We start from the raw sequence: 26,910 nt of genomic DNA on the forward strand, positions 1-26,910 counted from the left end.
TCGACATTTTGTGGAGCTACAAATTTGATTATTTCTTTAAGACTAATAATTGCCTTTTTTAGCAAATAAGTACCTTATTCTGTATCAATCCATTAAATTTTACGTAATTTGAAACAAAATAAACAACATCACCAAATCCCAGAACCCTATTTATCCTTAGCGATATGGAACCTATTTTAGAGCCCATACATTTAGATGATAAGCGTACCATTACCAGTTTTTATCATTCTAAAAAAGATTTTGATACGCCTTGGCATTTTCACCCTCAACACGAGCTTACCTATATAGAAGAAAGCGTAGGTACAAAGTTTGTGGGCGATTACGTTGGACCCTATGAGCCCGGTGAATTGGTTTTATTGCGGTCCAATCTTCCCCATTGCTGGAAGAACAACACAGAACAAAAAGGGTTGTCCAAATCTATAGTCATCCAATGGAATTTAGGTGTATTTCCTAAAGTTCCGGAATTGGCCTCGCTATTCCAAATGTTAAGGACTTCCTCCAAAGGCCTATTGTTCAATACTAAGGATACAGCCCCACTCCTATCCCGTTTAAAAAAATGCCCGGAACTAGAAGCGCATGACCTATATATAGAACTGCTCACAATTCTAGTAAAGCTATCCAGTTGTGGTTACAAGACGTTATCCAGTGCCAGTTTTACAGAAGACCTCCCTTCTGAATATGGTAATCGTATGGCACAAGTTCACGATTTTGTTAGTGCAAACTACAGCCGCAAAATTTACTTGAAAGAACTGGCCGATCTAGTGAACATGTCCGAACAGTCTTTTTCCAGATTCTTTACTAAAATGATGGGACGCCCGTTCTTTACTTTCTTAAACGAATACCGCATTAATATTTCTGCTAGAATGCTCTTGGACACTCATGATTCCGTCTCCCAAATAGCCTTTGCATGTGGTTATGAGAGCCTGCCTTTTTTCCACCGGCAATTCAAAAAATTCATGTGTTCTTCACCACTGTCTTACCAAAGAAAATACGCAAAGCCCTAAATTACTGCACTTTAACAACTCATCAAAAACACTACAAATCAAATATTTAACCATTTGTTATAGTTATTTGAACAATTCGTTCTTTCGTTTGCGCTATTAAATTGCAATTTAGCAACTCATTAAAAGCGCCTGTGTCGCCCATCACTAACCAACCTTATAAATTATTTTTAATGAATAAAATATTCACACTTATATTGACCGGAGTTGTTCTTGCTTCATGTGGTTCAAAAACGGAGAAGAAGAAAGAAGAACCAGCAACCCAAGAAACTGCGGCTGTATACGAAGCCAACTGGGAATCCATTAAGAAAAACTATAAAGACCCGGAATGGTTCAATGATAGTAAATTTGGAATATTCATTCACTGGGGGGCTTATGCCGTACCCGCTTACGGATCGGAATGGTACCCACGCCAAATGTATATGGACACGGCCACATTCAGTGCCCAGCTAAACCTTGGTAAAAAAGGACCTAACGCAACATACCTTCACCATAAAAAAACATATGGTGACCAAAAGGAATTTGGTTATAAGGACTTTATACCCATGTTCAAAGCCGAAAAATTCGATGCTAAGGAATGGATAGATATTTTTAAGAAATCCGGTGCTAAATATGTGATCCCTGTAGCGGACCATCATGATGGTTTTGCCATGTACAAATCCAACACAACCCGATGGAATTCAGTAGACATGGGCCCAAAACGTGATGTGTTAGGTGAACTTTTTAAAGAAGGTCGCGAGCAAGGTATGATTATGGGAGCGTCTTCGCACTATGCCTTTAACTGGTCTTTCTACAATAAAAAGGACAAGTTTGACACGACAGACCCACAATACGCAGACTTATACTCTCCAAAAGGAAAAGACCTTACCGAGCCTGTATCTGAGGAATTCAAAAAAATGTGGTGGGACAGAACCGTGGATCTAATCGATAATTATCAACCGGACATTCTTTGGTTCGATTTCTATTTGGATATCCCAGATTACAAAGAATACCGTCCTAAAATTGCCGCTTATTACTACAATAAAGGTATTGAATGGGGTAAAGAAGTAGTTATCAATGACAAGAACTTTGACCATGAAGCCTTTCCTGAAGGTACCGTAATCTATGATTTGGAACGTGGTAAGCTTCCTGGTATTAGAAAATTACCTTGGCAGACAGATACGTCCATTGGAAAGAATTCTTGGTGCTACGTAACCAATTGGGAGTCGCGCACAGCAAATAGTCTTGTTGACGATTTAGTTGATATTGTTTCTAAAAACGGAAACCTATTACTTAATGTAGGACCAAAAGCGGATGGTACCATCCCAGAGGACCAAAAAGAAATATTGTTTCAAATAGGCGATTGGTTAAAAGTTAATGGCGAAGCTATTTATGATACGGAGTACTGGAGCACATTTGGCGAAGGTCCTACCGAAGTTAAAAAAGGTCACCATAGCGAAGGTCAGAACAAAGACTTTACAGGCCAAGATATTCGTTTCACCAAAAAAGGCGATAAGTTGTATGCCATCATGATGGAATGGCCAGAAGGAAATAAAGTAGATATTAAGTCTTTAGGTAAAGCCAGTGAATATGGTAAAGACCTAAATATCAAAAGTGTAAAATTACTGGGTAGTGATGCTAAAATTTCCTTTGATGTGAAAGACGATGCGCTTTCAATTTCCAATCTTGGAAGTAAATCCGGAGATTTTGCACACGTGCTTGAAATATCGTTATAGCACCTTAATAAAGAAGTTAGTTGAGTTAGTTTTTTTTAATTTAGGAGCGCACCATAACGGTGCGCTCTTTTTCAGTAGTACACCAATTGCAATAGGTGTAGATTTCAAAAACTGGATAGTATTAAGAGAAATAACTTGTTTTCATATAAATGTGACCAAAAACAAATTAAACACATGAAATATATTGTATGCGAGAAGCCGGGAGAGTTCATTCTTAAAGAGAAAGATGAACCAACAAGAAAAGCCGGTGAAGCTATATTAAAAGTTAAAAAAGTGGGTATCTGCGGAACGGACTTACATGCCTATGCTGGTAATCAAGCCTTTTTTACCTATCCAAGAATCCTTGGTCATGAACTAGCCACGCAAGTAGTGGAAATAGATGAGAATCCTCAAGGTATTAAAGCGGGAGACAATGTTGTGGTTATGCCTTATGTAAGCTGTGGTACATGTATTGCCTGTAGAAACGGCAAAACCAATTGTTGTACCAACATTAAGGTACTAGGGGTTCATACAGATGGTGGCATGCAAGAAAAAATTACGGTTCCTACCAACTTGCTTATTCCCGCGCAACAATTAACAGATGACCAAATGGCCGTAGTTGAACCGTTGGCTATTGGAGCGCACGCTATACGTCGTGCCAATGTTCAACCTGGTGAAACCATTGTGGTAGTAGGTTGTGGCCCTATTGGTATAGGTATCATGAAATTGGCACAAATTGCCGGGGCAAAAGTAATTGCCATAGACATGAACCAACAACGTTTGGACTATGCTAAAAACGATATTGGTGTTGACTATGTTGTTCTAGGAGGAAAAGATGCTGTAGACCGAGTTTCTGAAATTACTAATGGTGATTTAGCTACTGCGGTTTTTGATGCAACAGGTCATAAAGGAGCTCTTGAAGCAGGCCCGGATTATATGTCACATGGTGGAAGATACGTTTTAGTTGGCCTTTCTAAAGGAGAACTGGTATTTACGCACCCTAAGATCCATGCCAAGGAAACAACTATTATGTGTAGTAGAAATGCTACTTTGGAAGATTTTGAACATGTTATTTCCGTTTTGGAAAAAGGCGGGTTTCCAATAGACTCCTTCATTACCCATAATGTTCCTTATACAGAAATGATTACCAACTTTGATGGCTGGTTAGACCCAGCTAACGGAGTTATCAAGGCTACTGTTGATTTTGAATAGACGTTCATCAACCAAACCATTAAGCACAGACAAAAGTAAAGAACACTATGTCCAAGCAATTTTTGCAAATTCATCCAGATGATAACGTTCTGGCAGCCCTTACCGATATTCCTAAAGGTTCTGATATTGTTCATAACAATGACAGCTTTCAGGTAATCCTGAACGTAAAGGCAAAACATAAATTCACTACTACCCAGCTAAATGTTGGGGACCCTATTATTATGTACGGTTCATTAGTGGGCAAGGCCACTAAACTAATTGCCAAGGGAGAGACCATTACTACCGAAAATGTAGTACATGCATCTTCCGAGTATGCCGTTGGTCAAGAGAAGTTGAGCTGGACAGCACCTGACGTAACTAAATGGAAAGACGTAACTTTTAATGGATACCATAGAACGGATGGTAAAGTTGGCACGGCCAATCATTGGTTGGTAATTCCTTTGGTTTTCTGTGAGAACAGAAACGTAGACGTAATGAAATCCGCTCTTTTAAAATCCTTGGGCTACCATACCACAACGGATTTTGTAGTAGATACAGAAGTACTTGTCAATCACTATAAAAATGGTGCTTCCGATGATGAACTTTTATCTTCGGATATTATTAAAACCCCCGAAGAAATCAAACAAAACCGCACTTTCCCGAATGTGGACGGTATTAAGTTCCTAAACCATGACGGCGGTTGCGGTGGTATTCGCCAAGATTCGGAAACCCTTTGTAATCTTTTGGCAGGGTACATTACCCACCCAAATACAGCAGGTGCTACCATTCTTAGTTTGGGTTGCCAAAATGCTCAGTTCAAATTATTGGAAGCGGCCATAGCCAAGCTTGACCCTAATTTTAACAAGCCACTTTACATACTTGAACAACAAAAGAGTTCCGGAGAGCGTCAATTTATTGAAGAAGCGGTTAAAAAGACCTTTGTGGGGCTCATCGAAGCCAATAAAATAGAAAGAAAACCAGCACCACTTACCAAACTTGTCCTAGGTTTGGAATGTGGTGGTTCAGACGGTTTCTCGGGAATATCCGCAAATCCATCATTGGGCTATGCATCGGATTTATTAGTAGCATTGGGTGCCACTACGGTGCTTTCCGAATTTCCTGAGCTTAACGGTGTTGAGCAAGAACTCATCAACCGTTGCGAAACGGAAGAAAATGCAACCAAATTCGCGAAACTTATGCGCGCCTATTCGGATAAGGCCGTATCCGTTGGGTCTGGATTTGAAAATAATCCATCACCTGGAAATATAAAAGACGGACTTATTACCGATGCGATGAAATCTGCCGGCGCTGCCAAAAAAGGGGGCACAAGCCCCGTAACCGATGTGCTGGATTATACGGAGCCGGTTAGAAAAAAAGGATTGAACCTTTTATGTACGCCCGGAAATGATGTAGAGAGCACTACCGGTCTTGCCGGATCGGGATGTAACGTAATCTGTTTTACAACAGGTTTAGGAACTCCTACCGGAAACCCTATTGCACCGGTCATTAAACTATCTAGCAACAATACGCTAAGTAGCCGCATGAAAGATATCATAGACTTTAATACCGGAACGGTAATTACGGGAGAAGATACTATTGAGACCAAAGGTGAAGAGTTATTGGAATACATTATTAAGGTAGCCAGCGGAGAAGTTGTTCCTGCGGCCGTACGTTTGGGCCAGGAAGACTTTATCCCTTGGAAAAGAGGTATATCACTTTAAATATCTCAACTAAATTTTAACTTGACAAACAGCTATTTAATGCAGATTTTAAATCATACAACCGTACCAAACAGAGTGCAACGCCCATTAAAGGTAATGCAGTTTGGCGGCGGAAACTTTTTACGTGCCTTTGTAGATTGGATGGTACACGTACTTAACCAAGAAACTGATTTTAACGGTGACATTGCTATAATAAAACCAACAGCTGGTGGAGATTATGCCGAACTCAAAGAACAAGACGGTCTGTTTACCGTTGTTCTTGACGGAATAAAAAACGGTGAACTCGTTGCCGAAAAAACACTGGTTACAGAGGTTCAGCAAGTAATTCATTCTTATAATGAATGGGCTACCTATCTAAAATTGGCCGAAACCGAAGACTTACGTTTTATCGTCTCCAACACTACGGAAGCAGGTATTAAATTTAATGCCGAGGATAAGTTTAATGGGGAGCCGCCAAAAGAGTTTCCCGCTAAACTAACGATATGGCTTTACCACCGTTACAAACACTTTAAAGCAGATACTTCCAAAGGATGCATTCTGCTTCCTTGTGAGCTTATAGAGGATAATGGCACCGCTCTTCAACAGACCGTTTTGCAATACGCAGACCATTGGGAGCTAGAAGAAGATTTTAAAAACTGGATCCTGGCGGCCAATCATTTTTGCAGCACATTGGTAGACCGTATTGTTTCGGGATATCCATCTGACCGGGCAAATGAAATTGAACAAGAACTAGGTTATAAAGATGAACTTTTAGTTGCAGGCGAGTATTACCATAGCTGGGTAATTCAAGCTAACGAAACAGTTCAAAAAGAACTTCCGTTCGCTCAAACCGATCTTAATGTGGAGTTTGTAAACGACCTTGCCCCCTACCGTGAGATGAAAGTGCGCATTTTAAACGGGGCACACACATCCATGGTTCCTGTAGGCTATTTGGCGGGCATCCGTTTTGTAAAAGAAGCCATGGAAAATAAAGAGGTAAGCCATTTTGTAGAAAGTCTTCTTTTAGAGGAAGCTGCAAAAACACTGGATTTTCCGGATGACGTAAAAAACAAATTTGTAGCGGACGTACTTGATCGTTTTAGAAATCCACTTTTAAAGCATCAACTCATTAGTATATCCTTAAACAGTACTTCTAAGTTTGTAGCGCGTCTATTACCTACCCTAAAGGACTACAACAATGCGCAAGGCAAATTACCCAAACGTATTGTATTTGGTCTTTCGGCTATGCTTCGGTTTTATAAAGGGGAATTCAATGGAGAGTCTATTGCTCTTAACGATGACAAACAAGTACTTCATTTTTTTGCTTCCGAATGGCAAAAAGTAGATGAAGGCACCTCTAGCTTGAGCACATTTACGAACAATGTACTTAAGAACGCCTCCATTTGGGGAGAAGACCTAACGCAGATTAACGGACTAGAAAATAGCGTTTCCACAAATATTGAGTGTATTGAAACAGAAGGAGTTGCTGCTTGTCTGAATAAACTATAATTGAAGTTCTAAAAAAAGAAAAATGACAATAGATAGTCACCAACATTTTTGGCACTATGAACCGGTTAAACATTCTTGGATAGATGATAACATGGCAGCTATCCGGAAAGATTTTCTTCCCAATAAGCTTAAAAAGGTATATGAGGAGAATTCAATTGATGGTTGCGTAGCCGTGCAAGCGGACCAAACTCTGGTAGAAACCGATTTTTTATTGGATCTGGCCAAGCAGAATAATTTCATTAAAGGTGTTGTTGGTTGGTCAGATCTAAAATCCGAAACTATTGATTCCGTATTGGAAAAATATAGTACCGATAAAAATCTTAAAGGGTGGAGACACGTAGTACAAGGTGAAGCCGATCATAACTTCTTGTTACGACCAGATTTTTTAAGAGGGATTTCCAAACTTGAAAAATATGACCATACGTATGATATTTTGGTTTTTCCGCATCAGCTAGGCTCTGTTCTAGAGTTTGTAAAAAAATTTCCTAATCAAAGATTTGTTATTGACCATATAGCCAAACCCTACATTAAAGATGGTTTTTACGACGGATGGGCCGCTTTGATGAAAGAAATAGGAAAACAGGAAAACGTGTACTGTAAACTCTCCGGAATGATTACCGAAGCAGATTATAAATTATGGACTTCAGAACAACTACAACCGTATATGCACCTTGTTCTAGAGTCTTTTGGAAGTGAACGCATCATGTTCGGGTCTGATTGGCCCGTTTGCCTCGTAGCTGGAAATTACGGTCAAGTAAAAAGCATTGTAACCCATTTTATTGCAACGCTTAGCAGCCAAGACCAAGAGATGATCATGGGGGGAAATGCTCAGGCATTCTATAATATATAAACAAATTATGCAGGGCAAAATGAGATAGTTTTCAACTACTGAAACATCTCAAATTATACTCTGAGCAATTTATAAAACAACAAAACAATGGATTTAAATTTAAAGGATAAGGTAGTTGTAATTAGCGGAGCTGCCGGAAAAGAAGGCAGTATTGGCGAAACCATATTGCAGCGTTTAGCCGAAGAAGGAGCCATACCGGCCGTAATTGACCGTAATGCCCGAGGTTTTGGATATGTTGAGAAAATTCAAGAGAAAGGAATAGATGCCATTTTCTGTCAAACTGATGTAACCGATCCCGTCCAGATTGAAAACGCCGTTTCTACCATTGTAAAAAAGTATGGTCGTATAGATGTTGTCATTAATAACGTAGGTGTAAATGACGGAGTTGGGCTTGATGCCACTTACGAAGAGTTTATGGATTCGTTAAAACTGAATATGGTAAGCTATTTTCTTATCGTTAAGCACGCGTTGCCTTCATTAATAGCGTCTAAAGGAAACATACTGAACATTGGCTCTAAAGTAGCCCTTACCGGTCAAGGTAGGACTTCTGGTTATGCCGCTTCCAAAGGTGGAGTTCTCGGTCTAACCCGTGAATGGGCGGTTGATTTAATAAAACATGATATTCGTTCCAACGCCATTATAATAGCCGAAAGTTGGACTCCGTCGTATGATACTTGGATTCGCACGCTGCCTAATGGAGAAGAAAAACTTCAGTCTATTGTAAAGAAAATTCCTTTAGAAAATAGAATGACGAGTACCAACGAAATAGCGGATACTTGCTTGTTCACTATCTCAAACAGGTCATCTCACACTACCGGTCAGTTTATTTTTGTAGACGGAGGCTATGTGCATTTAGACCGTTCACTACTTACCGAAGATTAAACGCAACCAACTTAAAAATATACCAATGACAAAGAACACCAAAACACCCGTAGTTCCTAAGAATTTGCTCGTTCCCTTTATTGCTGCAACATCAATTTTTGCACTTTGGGGCTTTGCCAATGATTTAACAAACCCCATGGTGGCGGCCTTTAAAAAGGTTATGATTCTTTCAAACGAAGAAGCTTACAACGTACAGTTCGCATTTTACTTCGGGTATGGTGTTATGGCAATTCCAGCCGCATTGTTTATCCGTAAGTTTAGTTATAAATCTGGATTATTACTTGGTCTGGCCCTTTATGCGCTTGGAGCTATCCTTTTCTATCCTGCCGCAGAAAATGGTTCGTACACGTATTTTCTAATTTCATTGTTTGTCATCACTTGCGGATTGGGCTTTTTGGAAACCACTTCAAACCCACTTATTCTTTCCATGGGAGACAAAGAAACTGCTACCCAACGATTAAACCTGGCGCAGTCTTTTAACCCAATCGGTTCACTTACGGGTATGCTGATCGCTAAATTTGTTGTTTTGGATAGAATCCTTTCCGCAGATTATGCAGACAGTTCTGAAATTGTGGCTTTAGGTACCGAAAAGGCCGCTGAAATAAAGGCCTTTGATCTCAATGTAATTAGTGGCCCGTACATAGCGGTTGGTATCTTTGTAGCCTTGGTTTTTCTTGTCATTTGGAAAACTAAAATTCCGGCCATGGTCATGGGAGACCATTTATCCATTAAAGAATCTTTAGACAGAATTTTTAAAAGTAAGACCTTTCTATTGGGGGTCATTGCACAGATGTTTTACGTAGGAGCACAGATTATGTGTTGGACGGCCATTTTTCAGTTGGTAGAATATCTTAACGAATCGCAGAGTTTAGGAGTTGATGCCACTTGGTGGAACATAACCGCAATGGTATCTTTTGTAACCACCCGTTTTATAGGAACTGCTTTGATGAAAAAAATAAACCCGGCAAAAATGTTGGCTTATTTTGGTATTGCGGCTGCCCTTATGTGTGGCGGTATTATCATGTCTACCGGTATCATTAGTTTGATATTCTTGGTTTTCGTTTCTGTATTCATGTCTATTATGTTCCCAACAATATATGGACTTGCCCTTAAAGATATGGGCGAGGAAGCCAAATTGGCCTCATCCGGACTTATTATGGCTATTGTAGGAGGTGCCTTTTTACCAAAGCTACAAGCCAGTATAATGGACTTTGGTGATACTGTAAACGGACAGGAAGTTTTTGGTGATAAAATAGCCGGAAACATTACCGAAATTCATTTTTCTTTCCTGTTACCAATGATATGTCTTCTATTTGTAGCTTTCTACGGTATGTACGCCTATAAAGTAACCAAAACTAAAATTGCAGCATAATGAAAACTACCAGATATTGTTATTCATGTGACCTTAAAGATGACCCAAAGCTTATTGCGGAGTACAAAGAGTACCATGCAGAAGGTAATGCCAGGCCCGCTATAACCAAAAGTATAAAAGATGCCGGTATCGTGGATATGCAAATTTTCTTGACAGGAAACCGCATGTTCATGATTATGGAAGTTGATGAAACTTTTGACCCTGAAAAGAAAGCTGAGATGGACGCTAACAACCCTGCCGTACAGGAATGGGAACAACTTATGTGGAAATACCAGCAAGGGCTTCCTTGGGCCAAAAACGGTGAGAAATGGATTGAACTAGAGCGTATCTTTAAGCTCTAAACCAAGCATCCATAAAATAAAATTGAGCGTAGTCTATTCCGAATTTTCGGTTGGACTACGCTCAGTTTTTTATACGAACCGGAAGTAATTAATCGTTCCAGTGGGCATCAATAACTTTTTGAATATGAGGATATTTCTCATCCGTTTCGTTCAAGTCCTCACGAAGTCTAAGTAATTCTTTCTTTAAACCTGCAATGGTCTCCGCATATGCTGGATCTGCATAGGCGTTGTTCATTTCTTTGGGATCTTTCTTTAAGTCATAAAATTCCCAACCCGCAGGGGTATCGGTATCAAAATCATTGCCCCAGTTTTCCCTATCCCATTCCGCATTAGGGTCTGTGGTATCTACATAATATTTTCCATAGAAAAATATTAATTTATAATCTTTGGTGCGTACTCCAAAATGTGCCGGGTTTTGATGACGGTGAGCCATGTGCATCCAATACCTGTAGTAGGTAGATTTTTGCCAATCTTCCGGTTCTTCTCCTGTTTCTAAGATGGTTTTAAAACTTTTCCCTTGCATATAATCAGGAGTGCTTCCTCCGGCCAATTCAATTAGCGTTGGAGCAAAATCCGTATTATTGATGATTGCATCGGTACGGGTTCCCGCTTTAATTTTTTCTGGGTAACGCACAAAGAACGGCATACGCATAGACTCTTCGTACATCCATCTTTTATCAATAAAATCATGTTCTCCCAACATAAATCCTTGGTCACCGGTGTAAACAATAATAGTATTATCCATTAGACCTTCGGCCTCTAAATAGTCCATTAAGCGTTTTACATTATCATCTACTCCTTTTACACAACGTAAATATTTCTTTACATAGTCTTGGTACACTTTACTCGTGTATTTTCTTTCTTCATCATCCATTTCCCACTTTACATACTCTTCAGGCCTAATTTTATCCGCATCGCGGTATGAACGGTGAATTGAGCTATCCACATAAATATTCATAGCCTGATTACGAATCAAGTTTCTATGTGACACGGACGAACCAATAATTCTGGTTAAAGAATCATTCTTTCCTCTTGTGGCAACAGAACCGTTGTTTCCTCTTTCGTAAAGGCTCTCCGGCTCAGGAATAAACGTATCGGCCAAATACTCTTCATAACGCGGTGCATTTTCAAAATCGTCATGCGGAGCCTTAAATTGATGCACTAGGAAGAAAGGTTTGTTAGGGTCTCTTTCGTTCTTTAACCAATCTAAAGAAATATCGGTAACCATATCTGATGAATGACCTTTGGTCTGAACCGTATTCTTAGGCCATGGCTGATCACCACGAACCCTAAATTCAGGATCAAAATATTTTCCTTGCCCCGGTAAAACTTTATAATAATCAAAAGCGGCAGGTTCTTCTTTTAAGTGCCATTTACCCACTACAGCGGTCTGGTACCCCAACTTTTTCATTTCTATTGGTAAAAACTGGCGTGCCGGCTCTATACGACCATCTAAATCCAGAACCCCGTTCAATTGAGAATTTTGTCCGGTGATAATAGCGGCGCGACTGGGCGTACAGATAGAATTACTAACAAAGCAATTGTCAAAAATCATTCCTTCATTGGCAATTTTATCCAGAGTTGGCGTAGGGTTTAACTTAGCCAAGCGGCTCCCATAGATACCAAAACCTTGAGTGGTATGGTCATCCGCCATAATGTAGATGATGTTCGGTTTTTTTTCGGTAATTACTGCCTTTTCCTCTTTACAGGACGAAAACACAATTAGTAGCAACAGTGCATACAGTACATTGTTTTTTTTGCTGCGCATTTAACTTTTGAATTTAGTTTATAAGTGTTTGATCGAAGTCTGAAGACTTCAACTCGAAAATTACACATATTTCATAGAGGGTGCTAAAAGATATGATCATTTGATTACCACAAATGGCTTTAACCCTACGCGTAGAAAAAAAAATATAGAATTTACACCCGCTCTAATTTGATTGGAGGCGTTCTGTTGGCATTCCATTGACAGACATAAAGGTTCTTATCTTCATCAACGAAAACGTCATGTCCGTGATTAAATATGGCCTTTTCCGATTGATACATTTGTTGAAGCTTGCCATTCTTATATTCAGGCGCATCTCCCCCAGGATTGGAAACTACTTTATTACTACCATCCATAATGGTCACAAACCCCGAATTACTAAAGCGGTGGCCCGCCTTATTTTCTGACCAACAAACCCCAGCATAGATATTATCATCGTCTAGCACGGGTCTACATACATAGGCCCCGGGCAACTCTACGGTTTTGATAAACTTACCATTAAGCGTAAAAAATTTAAAGCTCTTGTCCGAACGTGATGTAACCACAAGTACCGGGTTTTGTTTATCACGATAGTCTACTGCCACTCCGTGGGCATTATGCAAATCATAGTTTTTATCGCTGTTATCGTGACCTCCCCATTTACGGACAAATTCGCCTTTAGGGCTAAACTGAAGAATAAAATCAGACCCGTAACCATCTGCTACATAGATATCGCCATTAGGGCCAATGGCAGTTTCCGTGGGTAAATACTCTTGCTCTTTGGTATATACACCAATAGTATGTGGATCGGGCAAATTAAATAAAAGCCTCCCGTCTACAGTAGTCTTACTAACAGAACCTGCTTGTTTACTCCATTTTCCGGTACGGTCTACAAACCAGCCACAGTCTACGATATACAACATATCCTCTCCCCCTTCATCATGAAGGGTTAACCCATGCCCACCAGGATAGCGCGTACCCCAATAATCCAACAATTTTCCGGATTTATCAAAAACCAAAATATTATTATCCGTATGGTCTCCCAACATAATGAGCCTGCCTTTACTGTCCATCTGCATTTCATGACAGTTTAAAATTGGATTATGTGCAACAGACATCTGGGCCCAGTCTTTCACCACTTTGTATTTGAAATCTCCATGACCAATAATTTGGTCCTCAAGAACAGTTTTTTTTAGAATATTAAACCCGAAAGATGATGTTGTGGATAAAGCTGTGGCGCCCAAGGCGGATTTTTTTAAAAAACTCCTTCTGTTGTTCATAGGATACTGATGATTTTTATTTTGATGGTAAAATACAATGAATACTGGTCAAAAACAGGTAAATCTAGGTCAATAAATCTTTAACTACATGACCGTGAACATCTGTTAGACGATAGCGCCTTCCTTGATGCTTAAACGTTAACCTCTCATGATCTATACCGAACAAATGCATAAGTGTAGCGTGAAAATCATGCACGTGAACAGGGTCTTTGGTTACATTGTAACTAAAGTCATCAGTTGCTCCATAGGTAAACCCAGGCTTCACTCCTGCTCCGGCCATCCACATGGTAAATGCTTTTGGATGGTGATCTCTACCATAGTTTTCGCTTGTTAACTGACCTTGGGAATACACTGTACGGCCAAACTCTCCTCCCCAAACTACAAGGGTATCCTCAAACATACCTCTTTGCTTTAAATCCTTGATCAGGGCAGCAGTGGCCTGATCTGTTTTTTTAGATTGACTTTTTACTCCTCCTGGACAATAGTTGTGCTGATCCCAACCTTGGTGGTACAGTTGTACAAACTTAACCCCTTTTTCAAGCAGTTTTCTTGCCATTAGACAGTTTGCCGCATACGTACCGGGATCCCTACTATCTTTGCCGTACATATCAAAAATATATTCGGGCTCGTTTGTTAGATCGGTTACCTCAGGTATGGAAGTTTGCATTTTAAAGGCCATTTCGTATTGGGCCATACGGGACTGAATTTCTGGATCACCAAAGGCATCCGTCTGTAGGTCGTTCAAATTCTTTAAATAATCCAGCATATCCCTACGGTCATTGCCATCATAATTTTCTGGATCGCTTAAATAGAGAACAGGGTCTTTACCCGACCTAAATTGTACTCCTTGGTGCTCTGTTGGCAAAAAGCCGTTCCCCCATAAACTTGCTTTTAGAGGCTGTCCTTTTCCGTTTTTAGAAACCAATGCAATAAAAGTTGGCAAGTTTTCATTGTCCGAACCTAAACCATAACTTAACCAAGAACCAATAGCAGGCCTACCTGGTAATTGATTACCCGTTTGCATAAATGTAATGGCCGGGGTATGGTTAATTTGGTCGGTTTGCATACTTTTAATAAAACACAGATCATCTACCACTTCGGATAGGTACGGCATAGCATCGCTCACCCAAGCTCTAGACTCCCCATATTGCTGAAACTTAAAAGTAGAAGGCGCTATAGGCAATGTACTTTGGCTACCGCTCATACCCGTAAGTCTTTGACCACTTATCACGGACGGTGGTAATTCCTGACCGAACATGTTGGTAAGCTTTGGCTTATAATCGAACAAATCCATCTGAGATGGGCCTCCACTCTGAAATAAATAAATAATTCTTTTGGCCTTAGGCGCATGATGCGGTAGACCTAATCGGTTTTTATTGTAAACCTTTAAAATCTCTTCTTCCGTACTGTTCTTACCTATACCGGCAAATGCTTTTTCTGCGCCCAGTAAACTTCCTAACGCCATGGCACCAATACCAAGTGATGTCTTTTTAAGAAAATGTCTTCTATCCAGTTGCCTTTCGATTTTTTGTAAATCCTGGTTATTGGAAGTCAGTTTATTGTGATGATGATTACACATAGTTTCTTTTGTTTGCTGTTAACAATTATCGTTTGGTGATGCTGGCATCGGCATTCATAATGGTACTTGCCACTACGGCGTTTGCAGCTATAGCCGCCTTATCATCGGTTTCGGAAATTTTAAACGCCCCGGTCTGCAACCAACCTTTGGCCTTATCTAAATTTTGATTGAACTTTTCAAATTCCTGTTCTCGTAATTGAGCAAGAACCTCAAGTTCTTGATCCGTAATACTTCTTCCTGCCAATTTCATGAAGGTTTGGGCAATACCGGTCTCTACGTCTTTAGCTTCCGCCATTTGTTTTCCTAAAACCCTTGAAGCTTCAATGTAAGTAGGGTCGTTCAAAATTACCAAGGCCTGTAACGGCGTATTGGTTTTTTGCCTTCTGCTGGTACATAAATCCCTTGTAGGGGCATCAAAAGTTGAAATTGTAGGATTAGGCACCGTACGCTTCCAAATGGTATACATGCTTCTTCTGTAAAGACCTTCTTCCCCATCTTGAACGTAAGTATCTCCGTTTACTTTCCATAGTCCTTCTGGTTGGTACGGCTTAACACTTTCTCCTCCTATGGTCTCGTTCAACAGACCGGACGCATATAGTACATTATCTCTTAACATTTCTCCGGACAATCGTGTGGAAGGTCCTCTTGCTAACCATTTGTTCTCACCATCCCATTTTAAATGCTCCTCACTAACCACGGAACTTTGTTGATAGGTGCTGGACAACATTATAGTTTTATGCAATGCCTTAACATCCCAGCCGGACTCTACAAATTCAAGAGCCAACCAATCCAACAGTTTAGGGTGACTTGGCAATTCACCTTGATTACCAAAATCCTCAGAAGTCTTTACCAATCCTCTTCCAAAGAGATTTTGCCAATAACGGTTTACCGCTACCCTAGCCGTTAACGGATTGTCCTTATCTGTAATCCATTTGGCAAGGCCCAACCTATTTTTAGGTAAACTATCTGCCATTGGAAATATCTCCGTTGGAACATTTGGAAAAACTGAATCTGTTGGTGAATCGTAATTACCCCTATCCAAAATATAGGTCTGTCTAGGTGTTTTACGTTCTTTCATCACCATTATTTGCTTAATAGGCTCTATACTATCTACTAAGGCTTTACGATTCTCCTCCAAAACAGCAAGAGCTTCATTGTATTTTGGAGATTTATTGAACAAATAGTATTGAGCCAGCTGCTCTTTTTCTTGTTCGGTAAGTGTTTCTTTTGTTTTGGCGATTAAGTTTTTAAGCCGATCTGTAGTGCTTATTTGCATTACTTCAACAGCACTCAATTCATTATCAAAAACCATTATATCATCTACAACAGCATTACCAATGCCCTTTCCTCTCCATATAGCTCCAATTCTTAAACCAGGTTCTACGGTTTCTTTATAGATATAATTGTTCATATTGTTAAAAACAATATCCTTGTACAGGTTATCAAAAGAAGTAGTGGTTTCAAGTTTTTCGCCATCCATATAAATCCCTATTCCCTTTGCCTTACTGGAACCGTCATAGGTAAGCGTAACCTGCACCCATTTTTCCTTTGGAATCTCCTTAACGGACTCTACTACCATTGAATTATCTGGCCACACATGGGCAAACAACGCTTCTAACCTGTTCTCTTTTACTTTTAAGTGGTACCCTCTAAAACTATGCAATTCAGGCCCTTGCATCTTATGAAATATAACTCCATCTTCAAGGTCCTTGGGAATAAAGACTTTTATAGAAACGCTAAAAGGCTGGTTACGTTTGTAGACTCCAATTTTATCTAGGTCCAACCACGTATCCCCATCCATAAATAGCCCTTTACCTGTAGCTCCCTCTTTAAAAACAGGTTTCTCGTTATCTACAAACTGCTGACGCATACGAATATGGTTTTTGCCATTTCCGCCAGCGGTGTTCACCAATTTTTGGTTATCAAAATTAAAAGAAGCAATCAACCCACGCGGCTTACCTTTAACCGGAATGTTCTTAAAAGAATTACCCGCCAACCACTGTTCAAACTTTTCATTTTCAGTTTTAGCGGTGCGCTCAACTTTGTCTTCGGATTCCTCAACAATTTTATCTAGATAAGCAAGCACCCCTTCCTGTTCTTCCGTGGGAAGTAACATGGCCGGAACTGGAGTAGCTAAATCCCAAGGAATCAATCCCGTCTCATCTACGTTGTTGAAAAAGCCGTACATCTCAAAATAGTTCTTTTGAGAAATAGGATCGTATTTGTGGTCGTGACACTTAGCGCAAGCATATGACAACCCCAATACTCCTTGGCTTACCGTAGCGGTTCTATCCGCAACATATTCCGATCTAAATTCTTCATCTATAATACCACCTTCCAAATTTTGAGGGTGCAACCTGTTGAAAGTAGTGGCCAGTTTTTGCTCCCGTGTGGGGTTTTCAAATAAATCTCCCGCTAATTGCCATGTGAGGAATTCATCATAAGCCATGTTTTTATTAAACGCTTCTATAACCCAATCTCTCCATGGCGAGGTATCTCTATATCTATCGTTACTGTACCCATGCGTATCTGCATAACGGGCAACATCCATCCAGTCCAGAGTCATCTGTTCCCCATAATGCGGAGAAGCCAATAAACGGTCTATCTGTTTTTCAAAAGCATCCGGTGCGTCATCGTTTACAAAAGCTTCCATTTCCTCCAAAGTTGGAGGCAAGCCTGTTAGATCAATAGAAGCCCTTCTTAGCAACAGCTCCTTGCTCGCTTTTTTAGATGGAGAAACTCCTTTTTCCTCTAAATTGGCCAATACAAAATTATCTATAGGACTCTGAACAAAGTCGGTCTGTTTTACTTTTGGAACCTGATGCTTTTCCGGTTTTAAAAATGCCCAGTGATCTTTGTACTCCGCACCTTGATCTATCCACTTTACCAGCATAGCCTTTTCATAGGCCGATAAGTTTAAATGCGATGAAGGCGCAGGCATTATCGTTTCCGGATTATCTGTCAAGATTCTTTTAACCACCTCACTGTTTCCAGGGTTTCCAGGATCAATAGAGAACAACCCAGGTGTATTAATGGATTCGGCATATGCAAATTCAGGGTCGTGCAACTGTAAGCCACCCTTTATTTTTGCTTTATCCGGACCATGGCAAATAAAACATTTATCGGATAAAATAGGTTTTACATGCTGATTAAAATCTACCTTTTCCGGAAGCGTCTCATAGGCCTGTTCTACATCCTCTGGAAGGTCCGGGCCACCGCAGGAGAATAGCATCAAAGCCAAAGAAAAAATGAAATAATTTGATAATTTGAACATTCTTTATGAGAAATTTTATGTTTTCCACAAACTTAAAGTATTTGTTTTGTCAATTTCTTGCATAAATCAGGCTATGAGTTGTACAATTCCGACATTTTTAAATCACGAACGCATTATGCACAAAAATACTTTACAACTCAAAAAGCCCTGAAAATCAATTATTGAAAGCATAATTACTATCTTTACATAACGATTATAAGTGCATAAAATCCGATAAGAAGTAAATAGTGTATGAATAAAATTCTGCAATCCTTAAAATTGACCTTTCTACATGGTGGATACGGAAAATTAGATTCCACATGGGATTACGACAACGTAATCAGCCCTTTTTCCCGACTTTATTTGGTAACAAAAGGAACCGCCAAAATATACCACAGTTACGAAGAGTTTGACCTAGAACCAGGCTATCTATATCTTGTACCCAGCTTTACCTACAGCCGGTATAGGTGTGATGACCATTTAGAACTTTATTACATTCATTTTTTAGAAGAGGTTGGCGATGGGCTTTCCATTTATGATATGAAAGATTTTAGGTATGGTATTGAAGCAAATAACGACCATTATGGATATTTTAAAAAGGTTATAGAACTTCACCCAAAGCGTTATTTGGTAGACGATGACCCTACTATTTATGACAAGCAAAAATTTCTACTTGACACCGTAAAAAAGAACGATTTGCTCTCTACCAAGTCGTTTATTGAGACTCAGGGACTTCTTCAACTCTTGTTTGCCACATTTATACAAAACAGTAAAAGTTCCAAGTTGAATATTAGAAGTGATTTTCACGAGGTACTTAACTATATTAAAGAACACTTACATGAGCCCCTTACCGTAGCGGACCTTGCCAAACACAGTAACCTGAGTGCCGATCATTTTTCTAGGGTATTTCAGCAGAAATTTGGAATCAGGCCCAGCAAATACATACAGACCATACGTATTGAACGATCGGAAACCTTATTGCTCACCACAAACAATACCTTAGCGGAAATTGCAGAAAAGACTGGTCTAGGCACCATTTCCTATCTTTCTAGAATGTTCAAATTAAAAAATGGAATCACCCCCGGAACGTTCAGAAAAGAAAGACCCGGAGGTTGATTTTTAATATTTTCTATTTTTTCTACTCTTCATTTTGTTGGCCTCACTATCACCTATAAATTTTTCTTTCTTTGGGTCCCACTCCAAGGTGCGGCCCAATTGATACCCTATATTACAAATGTTACCCACACTCGCGGAACGATGGCCTATTTCAACATCGGAAATAAGGGGGGTACCTTTTTTTATGGCATCTATCCAATTCTGATAATGATTGCCTCTAGATTTCAGCCCCTCTTTATCCGTTACCTGAGATTTTAAAATCTTAGGCGGGTCTGTTTCCAAATAACTTCTACTGATATCCAAGTTACCTTTGGTCCCTATAAACCGAACACCCCATCCCCTACCAAAATCTTCATGAACCATTTCAACTCCATTTTCATAGAACATCTGCATACCTCTTACCGCTTTTCTATCCGCAGGAGGAATAAATTTTACCGGACCAGTTCTATCCATTCCCAATCCCCATTGGGCAATATCAAACATATGAGCACCCCAATCCGTTAATATGCCACCTCCGGTCTCACTAAACAGTCTCCAATCTGGAAAGAACGCTTTGCTTTCCTGAGGCGCAAGTCTTTCATTATAGGGCAATAACGGTGCCGGACCACACCATTGGTTCCAATCTATTTGAGAAGGTACCGGCTGAGAATCCATATTGAATGGAATAGCAGGGTCACCCACATTAACAAGTACTTTTTTGATATCACCTAAATGACCGTTCCTTACCATTTCCGTAGCTTTTTGGAACGTGGCCCACGAACGCTGCATACTCCCTGTTTGTAAAACCTTACCCGTTTTTTTAACGGTGCTTACCATGTCTATGCCTTCCTGAATCTTTAACGTTAAAGGTTTCTCGCAATACACGTGCTTGCCAGCCTCCATAGCCCCAATGGCCTGTATGGCATGCCAATGATCAGGTGTTGCAACCACTACGGCATCTATGTCATCTCTTTCTAAAATTTCAAGATAATTTCCTGTTGTTGTAAGGCCTTTATAGTTGTTCTGTTTGCGTTTATCTGCATACAATTTACTTACATGTGCCTTAAACCAATCGTTTTTAGTTGTCCACACATCGGAACCAGCTACGATTTGCGCTTCGTCTGTATTTTCTAAAAAAGCATTGGACAGCGTTATACTTTGCTTACCAAGGCCAATGTATCCTAAATTTACCTTATCGCTTGGCGCGACAAAACCCCTACCTAAAACATGTCTGGGAACAATACTTATAGCACCCGCAGCTAGAGCCGTTTTAGAAAGAAATGACCTTCGGGATAATGAATCCGTCTTTTTTGAATTTGTTTCAATATTTTTCTTGGCCTTTTTCATGGGTTATCCTTTTTTTTCGATTACAATATAATATGCGGAAAACGCGTTTCCTTCATCCGTAATAAAATGACTATTAAGCTCGTAGCTTCCTTTTTTCAATTCCCCCTGTAGCTGTGCATAGGGTTTGTCCAGGTCAACATTTCCTTCTAGAGAAACATTACCTAGTTTCACTTGAGCACCCTTAAAATTGATGCGCCTTCCTACAGGCAATTCATTTACCGTTGATGATCCCATAATAACATCTGAAGCAGCATTAAGAGACAAGCCCGATTCTGGTGGATATCTATACAATTTAAACTCATACTCACCATCTTCAACAATATTCACGCTATAATAGCCTTCCGGAGAAAACTCCCCCTCACGAATTTGAACTTGGTTCCAAGGTATGTTCTCTTTTGTATGCATATCATGAACTGTAATCGTAACGGGATTTGCTTCTTCATGACCAATAGGAATTTCGGCATATCTCATTTCGGGTTCTATACCGGACCACCACTGATCATAAAAAGCCTGCATTTTTTTAACCATGTCCGGATGTTGGTCCGCAACGTTATTTTTTTGTCCCGGATCATCAACAATATTATATAGCTCGGTACCACCGATCAATCGCCATTCCGTATTCATAACACAGCTGTTCTTACCTTTTTCAGGCCATTGAGTACGCTGCGTATCTATAACCAACATACGCTCCTTACTTTCTGCACCCTCCTTTAATACGGCTGACATATCTGCCCCATCCAAAGGTTTTTTAGGCTGAAAAGATACTCCTGCCATTTTGGAAAGTGTAGGTAACAAATCTACATTGGCTACCAATTCATTACTCGTAGTTCCCTTTTTTATATTGCCTTTAGGCCAGCTTATAAAAAATGGCACCTTATGTCCTCCGTCATAGTGACTACCTTTAGTACCCCGCAAACCAGCGTTGTAACCTAAAACACTTCCATCCTTGCTTTTTGCTATTCCTGCAGCAGTACCATTATCCGTTGTGAATATGATTATAGTATTGTCAAATAATTTTTCGTCTTTTAAAAAATTGACCAACTTTCCAAAGTTCTCATCAATATTGGTAATCATTCCATAAAAACGCTTCTGAACATCGGTTAACGGAGCATCTTCGTATTGTTTGGCATAACTTTCCGGAACGTTAAAGGGTGAATGTGCCGCGTTAAGTGGTAAATACAGGAAGAAAGGTTCTTCTTTCGTACGCTGTACATATTTAATGGCCTCGTTAAACCAGACATCCGTTGCGTATCCTTCCACTTTTTCTGGAACACCATTTCTAAAATAGGTGTCGTTAAAATAGGTATTGTTCCAATAATCCGGAGTTTGCTGCACACCTCCTCCGCCATTATAAAGCGTTTCTTGGAACCCTCTATCAAAAGGTCTGTACGGGTAATTATCCCCCAAGTGCCATTTTCCGAACATAGCTGTTTTATACCCCCCGTCTTCAAACACTTCCGCTATGGTGGTTTCATCTTCCAACAAGATAGAACATCCACCAATAGTATGCCAAGCATTGTTCCTATTGCCGTTACGCCCTGTCATAAGTCCTGCCCGACTAGGCGCACAAGTCGTGCCCACGTGAAAATTTGTAAGCTCCAAAGCGTCTTTACCAAAAGCAGACAAATTAGGAGTTTTTAGTATTGGGTTGCCATGTGATGCTAAATCTCCATAACCTTGATCATCTGTAAATACAATAATCACATTTGGTTTTTGGTCGTCCGTTTCAATAACGGATACGGTTTCGGTTTTGTTTTTCTGCCCACAAGATAGTAGGGCTAGAAAACAGACTAAAAGGCCAAACTTGGTACCTAATTTATTTTTCATTTTTAAAGTTATGAGGTTGTTTTTTTATCTTTTAAGTTGGCAACATATTCACTAGGAATTACGCCAAATTGCTTTTTGAAACACTTAGAAAAATAAGAAGCCGTATTAAAACCTGTTTTGTACATAATTTCTTTGACGGACAAATCGCTCTGCTCAAAAAGCTGAACGGCTCTTTTTAGACGAATGTTCCTAATGAACTCGCTGGAAGATAGACCGGTAATCTCTTTAAATTTCATATAAAGGTTACTTCGGCTATAGCCCATTTCCTTTACAAGCATTTCTACGTTAAAGTCCGTATTCATCATGTGTTTTTCTACAATTTCAATAGCAGTCTGCAGAAAAGACTCATCTACCGAAGTAACGGCGATTTCCGTAGGTTGCAGCGTAATATTCCTAGTAAACTGCTTTCTAAGTTGATCCCTTTGCTTAAGAATATTAGATAGCGTTAGTTGTAGCAACTCCATTTCAAAAGGTTTACGTATATATCCTTCCACACCCAATTTTAGATTTTCTATTTCACTTTCTTCGGATGCTTTTGCCGTAAGCATTACCACTGGAATATGACTCGTTTCTTTATTGGTCTTGAGTTTTTCGCAGAACTCGGTACCGTTCATTACGGGCATTAAAATATCCGTTAAGATAATATTGGGCATGAGACTCTTAGCTAATTTTAAAGCTTGTTTGCCGTTTTCCGCCTCGTATATTACATACTCCGCTTCCAAAGCCTGTTTTACCAAAGTACGAATATCCTCATTGTCATCAACAATAAGTAGAATAGGGAGTTTAGGACGTGATTTTGACACATCTTCATCAAGGATTTCATCATTTATGCCAATAGCAAACGACTCAGTTTCCGAAGAGCGCACCAAGAAATCGCTTTCCGAAACCTCCTTGATACTCACTTCTGGAATGTTCATAAAGGTTTCCTTTTCCATTGGAAGTCGTACTATAAAATCAGTCCCTTTATTCGGTTTACTCTTAACTACAATAGAACCTTGATGTAACTCGATCAAATTTTTAGTAAACGATAATCCTATACCCGCCCCTTGAAGATTTCTTCTGTCTTTTTTATCCTGGGTATTAAAACGTTCAAAAATAGTGTTCACTCTATTTTTTGCTATTCCAAACCCAGAGTCTCTTACTTTAATAACTACGTTTCCGTTTTTTTCCTCAGCTTCACCACTCTTTTCTCTTTCTATTGATATCTCTACGTTTATATGTCCTCCATCAGGAGTATATTTAAAAGCATTGGATAACAGGTTGTTCATAATCTTTTCTAGAGCATCATGATCAAACCATGATACAATAGCGTCATCACTAGCGGAAATATTAAAATCTACATTTTGCTTGTGAGCTAGAAACTGGAAGGGCTGACAAACTTCTTGAATAAATTCAACAACATTACTATTACGCACTACCAAGTGCATTTTTCCCTGATCTATCTTTCTAAAGTCTAAAAGCTGATTTACCAATTTCAATAAATAATTGGTGTTTTTGTACATGATATTGTACTGCTCCTGAACTTTAGTTTGGCTTACCTTCAACCCATCCTTCCTTAAATATTCTAGTGGACCTTTTATGAGCGTAAGCGGTGTTCTAAACTCATGCGAGATATTGGTAAAGAACTCAAGTTTTACACGTTGCATTTCTTCGGATTTCTCTTTTTCAAGATGATCCAGTTCCAATTGATGCTTTTTACTAGTCCTGATAAACGTGTATCTCCAGAATAACCATAAAACACCCAACATTAAAAAGCTATAAAACAAATAAGCGGCAGAAGTTTGCCAAATTGGCGGTGTAATCTTAATTTTTATTTCCGAAGGAGACTGATCCCATAGACCATCATTATTGGACGCTTTTACCCTAAAAGTATAATCTCCCGGTCCTAAATTTGTATACGTAGCAAAGCGTTTATCCGAAGTAGTTTGTATCCAATCCTTATCAAAACCCTCTAACATATAAGCGAACTTATTTTTCAAAGGTGCTGCATAATGTAAGGCCGCAAATTCAAAGGAAAAATTATTCTGTTTATAGCTAAGTTCAATATCACTAATTTGATTTATGTTTTTTTTCAGAATGACCTTGTCGTTCATTTTCTCACCAACCCTTACGGATTTATTGGATACGAGTAAATCCGTAATTACTGTTTCTGCGGGCTGTTCATTATCATTTATTTCTTCTGGGTAAAACGCATTAAATCCGTTTATCCCACCAAAAAGCATTTCTCCATCTGCCCGCTTAACACACGCCAATTCCTGAAACTCATTATCTTGCAGACCATCACTTTCATTATAGTTTTTAAACGTCTCGTTTACAGGGTCAAATTTAGAAAGCCCCATATTGGTGGAAAGCCATAAGTTACCTTCACGATCCTCTAGAATACCTTTAATTACATTATTGGGCAGTCCGTCTTTTAACGAATAAGAAATGAAACTATCATCATTTCCGTTTTCACCTGGTATGAATTTGTTTAATCCACCACCAAAAGTACCTACCCATAAATCTCCCGCGGTACTTTGGTACAAGGAAAGAATATAATTGTGGCTTATTGCCCCTTTTTGATTCGGGTGCGTTTTATAGGTTTTAAATTTTGGTTGTTTTTTGTAACGTTCTATCTTATTAAGACTACTCAAACCATCTCCAGTTGCAAACCAGATAGTACCATTACTGTCTTCAAGAATATCCCTAATGATGTTGCTAGGTAAAGCGTGGGGTTGCTTGGGGTAACTTTTAAAAGTTGATTTAAGGTAGTCTTTGCCATTATCCTCCTTAATCCACCTATGAATACCTGAAGTATAAGTCCCAATCCAGATATTTTCGTTAGAATCGTTCAAAAGACTGAACACACCGTGCATTAGTCCTTGGGATTTTAGATTTGATTCTTTAATAGCATTTGGATTACTAATATCCAAAAGATACAGACCTGGTGTGCCTTCTGATCCAATTAATAAAGTTCTCTTATTTGCAATTGTTGTTTCTGTAATTGCAAATGTTCTAGAAATAGAATTAAAATGTTCAAATTTATTATAATTACCGTCATCATCTTCCTCCAATAACATATTTAGGCCACCACCTTCTGTGCCTACCCATACGGTTCCATTGCTATCCTCGTACATAGCCCTAATCTTATCATAACTTAAACTCTTAGGGTCCGGTGTGTTTCTAACATTTAGGAATTGTTTTTTACCTGGATCAAAAGTATTGACCCCGCCACCGTTGGTCCCGACCCAAATGATACCCGTCTTATCTAAATACAGTGATTTTATGATATTCTTACTAATGCTACCTATATCTCTAGAATCATACGTAAAGCGTTTGATAAATTTGGGTTTTTTCTCAATAGACGTGTTCTCAAAATAAAAGAGTCCCTCATTGGACCCTGCCCAAATGCGGTTGTTATTGTCAACTAGAAGGTTGTTAAAATTGGTGTCGTGAATTTTTACAAGTTCTCTACCCTTGCCTTTTACTTGGCAAAATATACCAATGTTAGTAGCAATGATTAATCGGCCCCAATTATCTTCTAAAATACTCCTAACAATACAATCAGGGAGTCCTAATGAATTATTTACGTTCCCGAAATAATCCTTCCCGTTTGAATCTTTTTTTAATTTAAAAATACCAGTTGCCCCACCAACCAGTATTTGTCCGTTCTTATCTTCATAAATGCTGTAGATAGAGCTACCGTCCCAACCAATAATAAAAGGGTCTTGTTCGGAATTAAAATGCTGAAATTTTATATTCTCTGGCGAAACGTTAAGGTCTACCATATCCAAACCGTCACGAACACCTACCCACAAGCGGTTTTTACTATCCTTAAACAAGGCAGTTACATGGTCACCTATGAGACTATTTGAATTTTCATCCTCATTCCTATAAGATGTGAACGTACCTGTAGCAGCATTATAAAAATTAAGACCACTCCCTGTGGTTCCTACCCATAAGTTACCCTGATCATCCCCAGTTATGGCTCCAATAAGGTTACTGCTAATCTGATTTGGTGAATTGGCACTAGGGTTATAGACCGTAAACTTATACCCGTCATATTTGTTTAGACCATCATGCGTACCAAACCACATGAAACCTTGTTTATCTTGATAAATGGCGTTAATATCACTTTGCGAAAGACCATCACTTGTTGTAATGTGTTTAAAGCTAATGTGGCTTTGGGCATTACCAACAATGGTAAACAAAACTGAAACAATTATAATTATATAATCAAAAAGCTTTACTCTCATCTTCATATAT

The 26,910-nt window shown here is 39.3% G+C and carries 17 protein-coding genes; 10 read left to right on the plus strand and 7 right to left on the minus strand.

The genetic code is table 11. The features are described 5' to 3' along the window. The first annotated feature begins 164 nt into the window (after nucleotides 1–164). The 9 genes from KO513_RS17395 to KO513_RS17435 all read left to right on the plus strand — a co-directional run bounded on the left by KO513_RS17395 (nucleotide 165) and on the right by KO513_RS17435 (nucleotide 10,540). Entirely contained in the window at nucleotides 165–1,004 is an 840-nt protein-coding gene (locus KO513_RS17395) for an AraC family transcriptional regulator (RefSeq protein WP_215439223.1), read from the plus strand. Between the two features lie 170 nt (nucleotides 1,005–1,174). Then, nucleotides 1,175–2,716, plus strand: coding sequence for an alpha-L-fucosidase (locus KO513_RS17400; RefSeq protein WP_215914518.1), 1,542 nt, complete (start codon nucleotides 1,175–1,177; stop codon nucleotides 2,714–2,716). A gap of 174 nt (nucleotides 2,717–2,890) precedes the next feature. Continuing rightward, on the plus strand, nucleotides 2,891–3,907 hold the full coding sequence (locus KO513_RS17405; RefSeq protein WP_215914519.1) for a zinc-binding alcohol dehydrogenase family protein: 1,017 nt from the start codon (nucleotides 2,891–2,893) through the stop codon (nucleotides 3,905–3,907). Nucleotides 3,908–3,954: 47 nt separating this feature from the next. Continuing rightward, nucleotides 3,955–5,607, plus strand: a complete 1,653-nt coding sequence (locus tag KO513_RS17410; protein WP_215914520.1) for a UxaA family hydrolase — start codon at nucleotides 3,955–3,957, stop codon at nucleotides 5,605–5,607. 39 nt (nucleotides 5,608–5,646) lie between these two features. Then, nucleotides 5,647–7,095 (plus strand): tagaturonate reductase, encoded by a 1,449-nt coding sequence (locus KO513_RS17415; RefSeq protein WP_215914521.1) that lies wholly within the window; start codon nucleotides 5,647–5,649, stop codon nucleotides 7,093–7,095. A 22-nt stretch (nucleotides 7,096–7,117) separates the two neighbouring features. After that, nucleotides 7,118–7,945, plus strand: a complete 828-nt coding sequence (locus tag KO513_RS17420; RefSeq protein ID WP_215914522.1) for an amidohydrolase family protein — start codon at nucleotides 7,118–7,120, stop codon at nucleotides 7,943–7,945. 87 nt (nucleotides 7,946–8,032) lie between these two features. Continuing rightward, a complete protein-coding gene (locus KO513_RS17425; RefSeq protein ID WP_215439211.1) occupies nucleotides 8,033–8,827 on the plus strand; it encodes an SDR family oxidoreductase in 795 nt (264 codons plus the stop codon). Between the two features lie 25 nt (nucleotides 8,828–8,852). Then, nucleotides 8,853–10,199 carry an L-fucose:H+ symporter permease gene (gene fucP, locus KO513_RS17430; RefSeq protein WP_215914523.1) on the plus strand — a complete coding sequence of 449 codons (1,347 nt, stop codon included), beginning with the start codon at nucleotides 8,853–8,855 and terminating at the stop codon, nucleotides 10,197–10,199. Then, complete coding sequence (locus KO513_RS17435; protein ID WP_215914524.1) at nucleotides 10,199–10,540, plus strand: L-rhamnose mutarotase; 342 nt, start codon at nucleotides 10,199–10,201, stop codon at nucleotides 10,538–10,540. Before fucP ends, KO513_RS17435 begins: the two co-directional genes overlap by 1 nt. Nucleotides 10,541–10,628: 88 nt before the next feature. On the opposite strand, the gene KO513_RS17440 is transcribed toward KO513_RS17435, so the two are convergent. The 4 genes from KO513_RS17440 to KO513_RS17455 form a co-directional block, all read right to left on the minus strand. Further along, nucleotides 10,629–12,308: a sulfatase family protein gene (locus KO513_RS17440; protein WP_215914525.1), complete on the minus strand. Its 1,680-nt coding sequence runs from the start codon at nucleotides 12,306–12,308 to the stop codon at nucleotides 10,629–10,631. A 152-nt stretch (nucleotides 12,309–12,460) separates the two neighbouring features. Continuing rightward, complete coding sequence (locus KO513_RS17445) at nucleotides 12,461–13,564, minus strand: 6-bladed beta-propeller (protein ID WP_215914526.1); 1,104 nt, start codon at nucleotides 13,562–13,564, stop codon at nucleotides 12,461–12,463. A gap of 64 nt (nucleotides 13,565–13,628) precedes the next feature. Further along, nucleotides 13,629–15,143 (minus strand): DUF1501 domain-containing protein, encoded by a 1,515-nt coding sequence (locus KO513_RS17450; RefSeq protein WP_215439196.1) that lies wholly within the window; start codon nucleotides 15,141–15,143, stop codon nucleotides 13,629–13,631. Nucleotides 15,144–15,168: 25 nt separating this feature from the next. Beyond that, a complete protein-coding gene (locus KO513_RS17455; protein ID WP_215914527.1) occupies nucleotides 15,169–18,417 on the minus strand; it encodes a DUF1553 domain-containing protein in 3,249 nt (1,082 codons plus the stop codon). A 231-nt stretch (nucleotides 18,418–18,648) separates the two neighbouring features. Here KO513_RS17455 and KO513_RS17460 point away from each other — a divergent pair, with 231 nt between their 5' ends. Next, complete coding sequence (locus tag KO513_RS17460; protein ID WP_215914528.1) at nucleotides 18,649–19,512, plus strand: AraC family transcriptional regulator; 864 nt, start codon at nucleotides 18,649–18,651, stop codon at nucleotides 19,510–19,512. 3 nt (nucleotides 19,513–19,515) lie between these two features. Here KO513_RS17460 and KO513_RS17465 read toward each other — a convergent pair whose 3' ends face one another. The 3 genes from KO513_RS17465 to KO513_RS17475 are packed head-to-tail and all read right to left on the minus strand — an operon-like array spanning nucleotide 19,516 to nucleotide 26,906. Beyond that, the gene (locus KO513_RS17465; RefSeq protein WP_215914529.1) at nucleotides 19,516–20,838 is read right to left on the minus strand and encodes a Gfo/Idh/MocA family protein; all 1,323 of its coding nucleotides are present in this window, start codon (nucleotides 20,836–20,838) and stop codon (nucleotides 19,516–19,518) included. 3 nt (nucleotides 20,839–20,841) lie between these two features. After that, nucleotides 20,842–22,665 (minus strand): arylsulfatase, encoded by a 1,824-nt coding sequence (locus tag KO513_RS17470; protein ID WP_215914530.1) that lies wholly within the window; start codon nucleotides 22,663–22,665, stop codon nucleotides 20,842–20,844. Between the two features lie 8 nt (nucleotides 22,666–22,673). Beyond that, nucleotides 22,674–26,906 (minus strand): two-component regulator propeller domain-containing protein, encoded by a 4,233-nt coding sequence (locus KO513_RS17475; protein WP_215914531.1) that lies wholly within the window; start codon nucleotides 26,904–26,906, stop codon nucleotides 22,674–22,676. Nucleotides 26,907–26,910: the final 4 nt, after the last annotated feature.

Source organism: Zobellia sp. B3R18 (genome assembly GCF_018860715.1).
In the GTDB taxonomy this organism is placed as follows: Bacteria; Bacteroidota; Bacteroidia; order Flavobacteriales; family Flavobacteriaceae; genus Zobellia; species Zobellia russellii.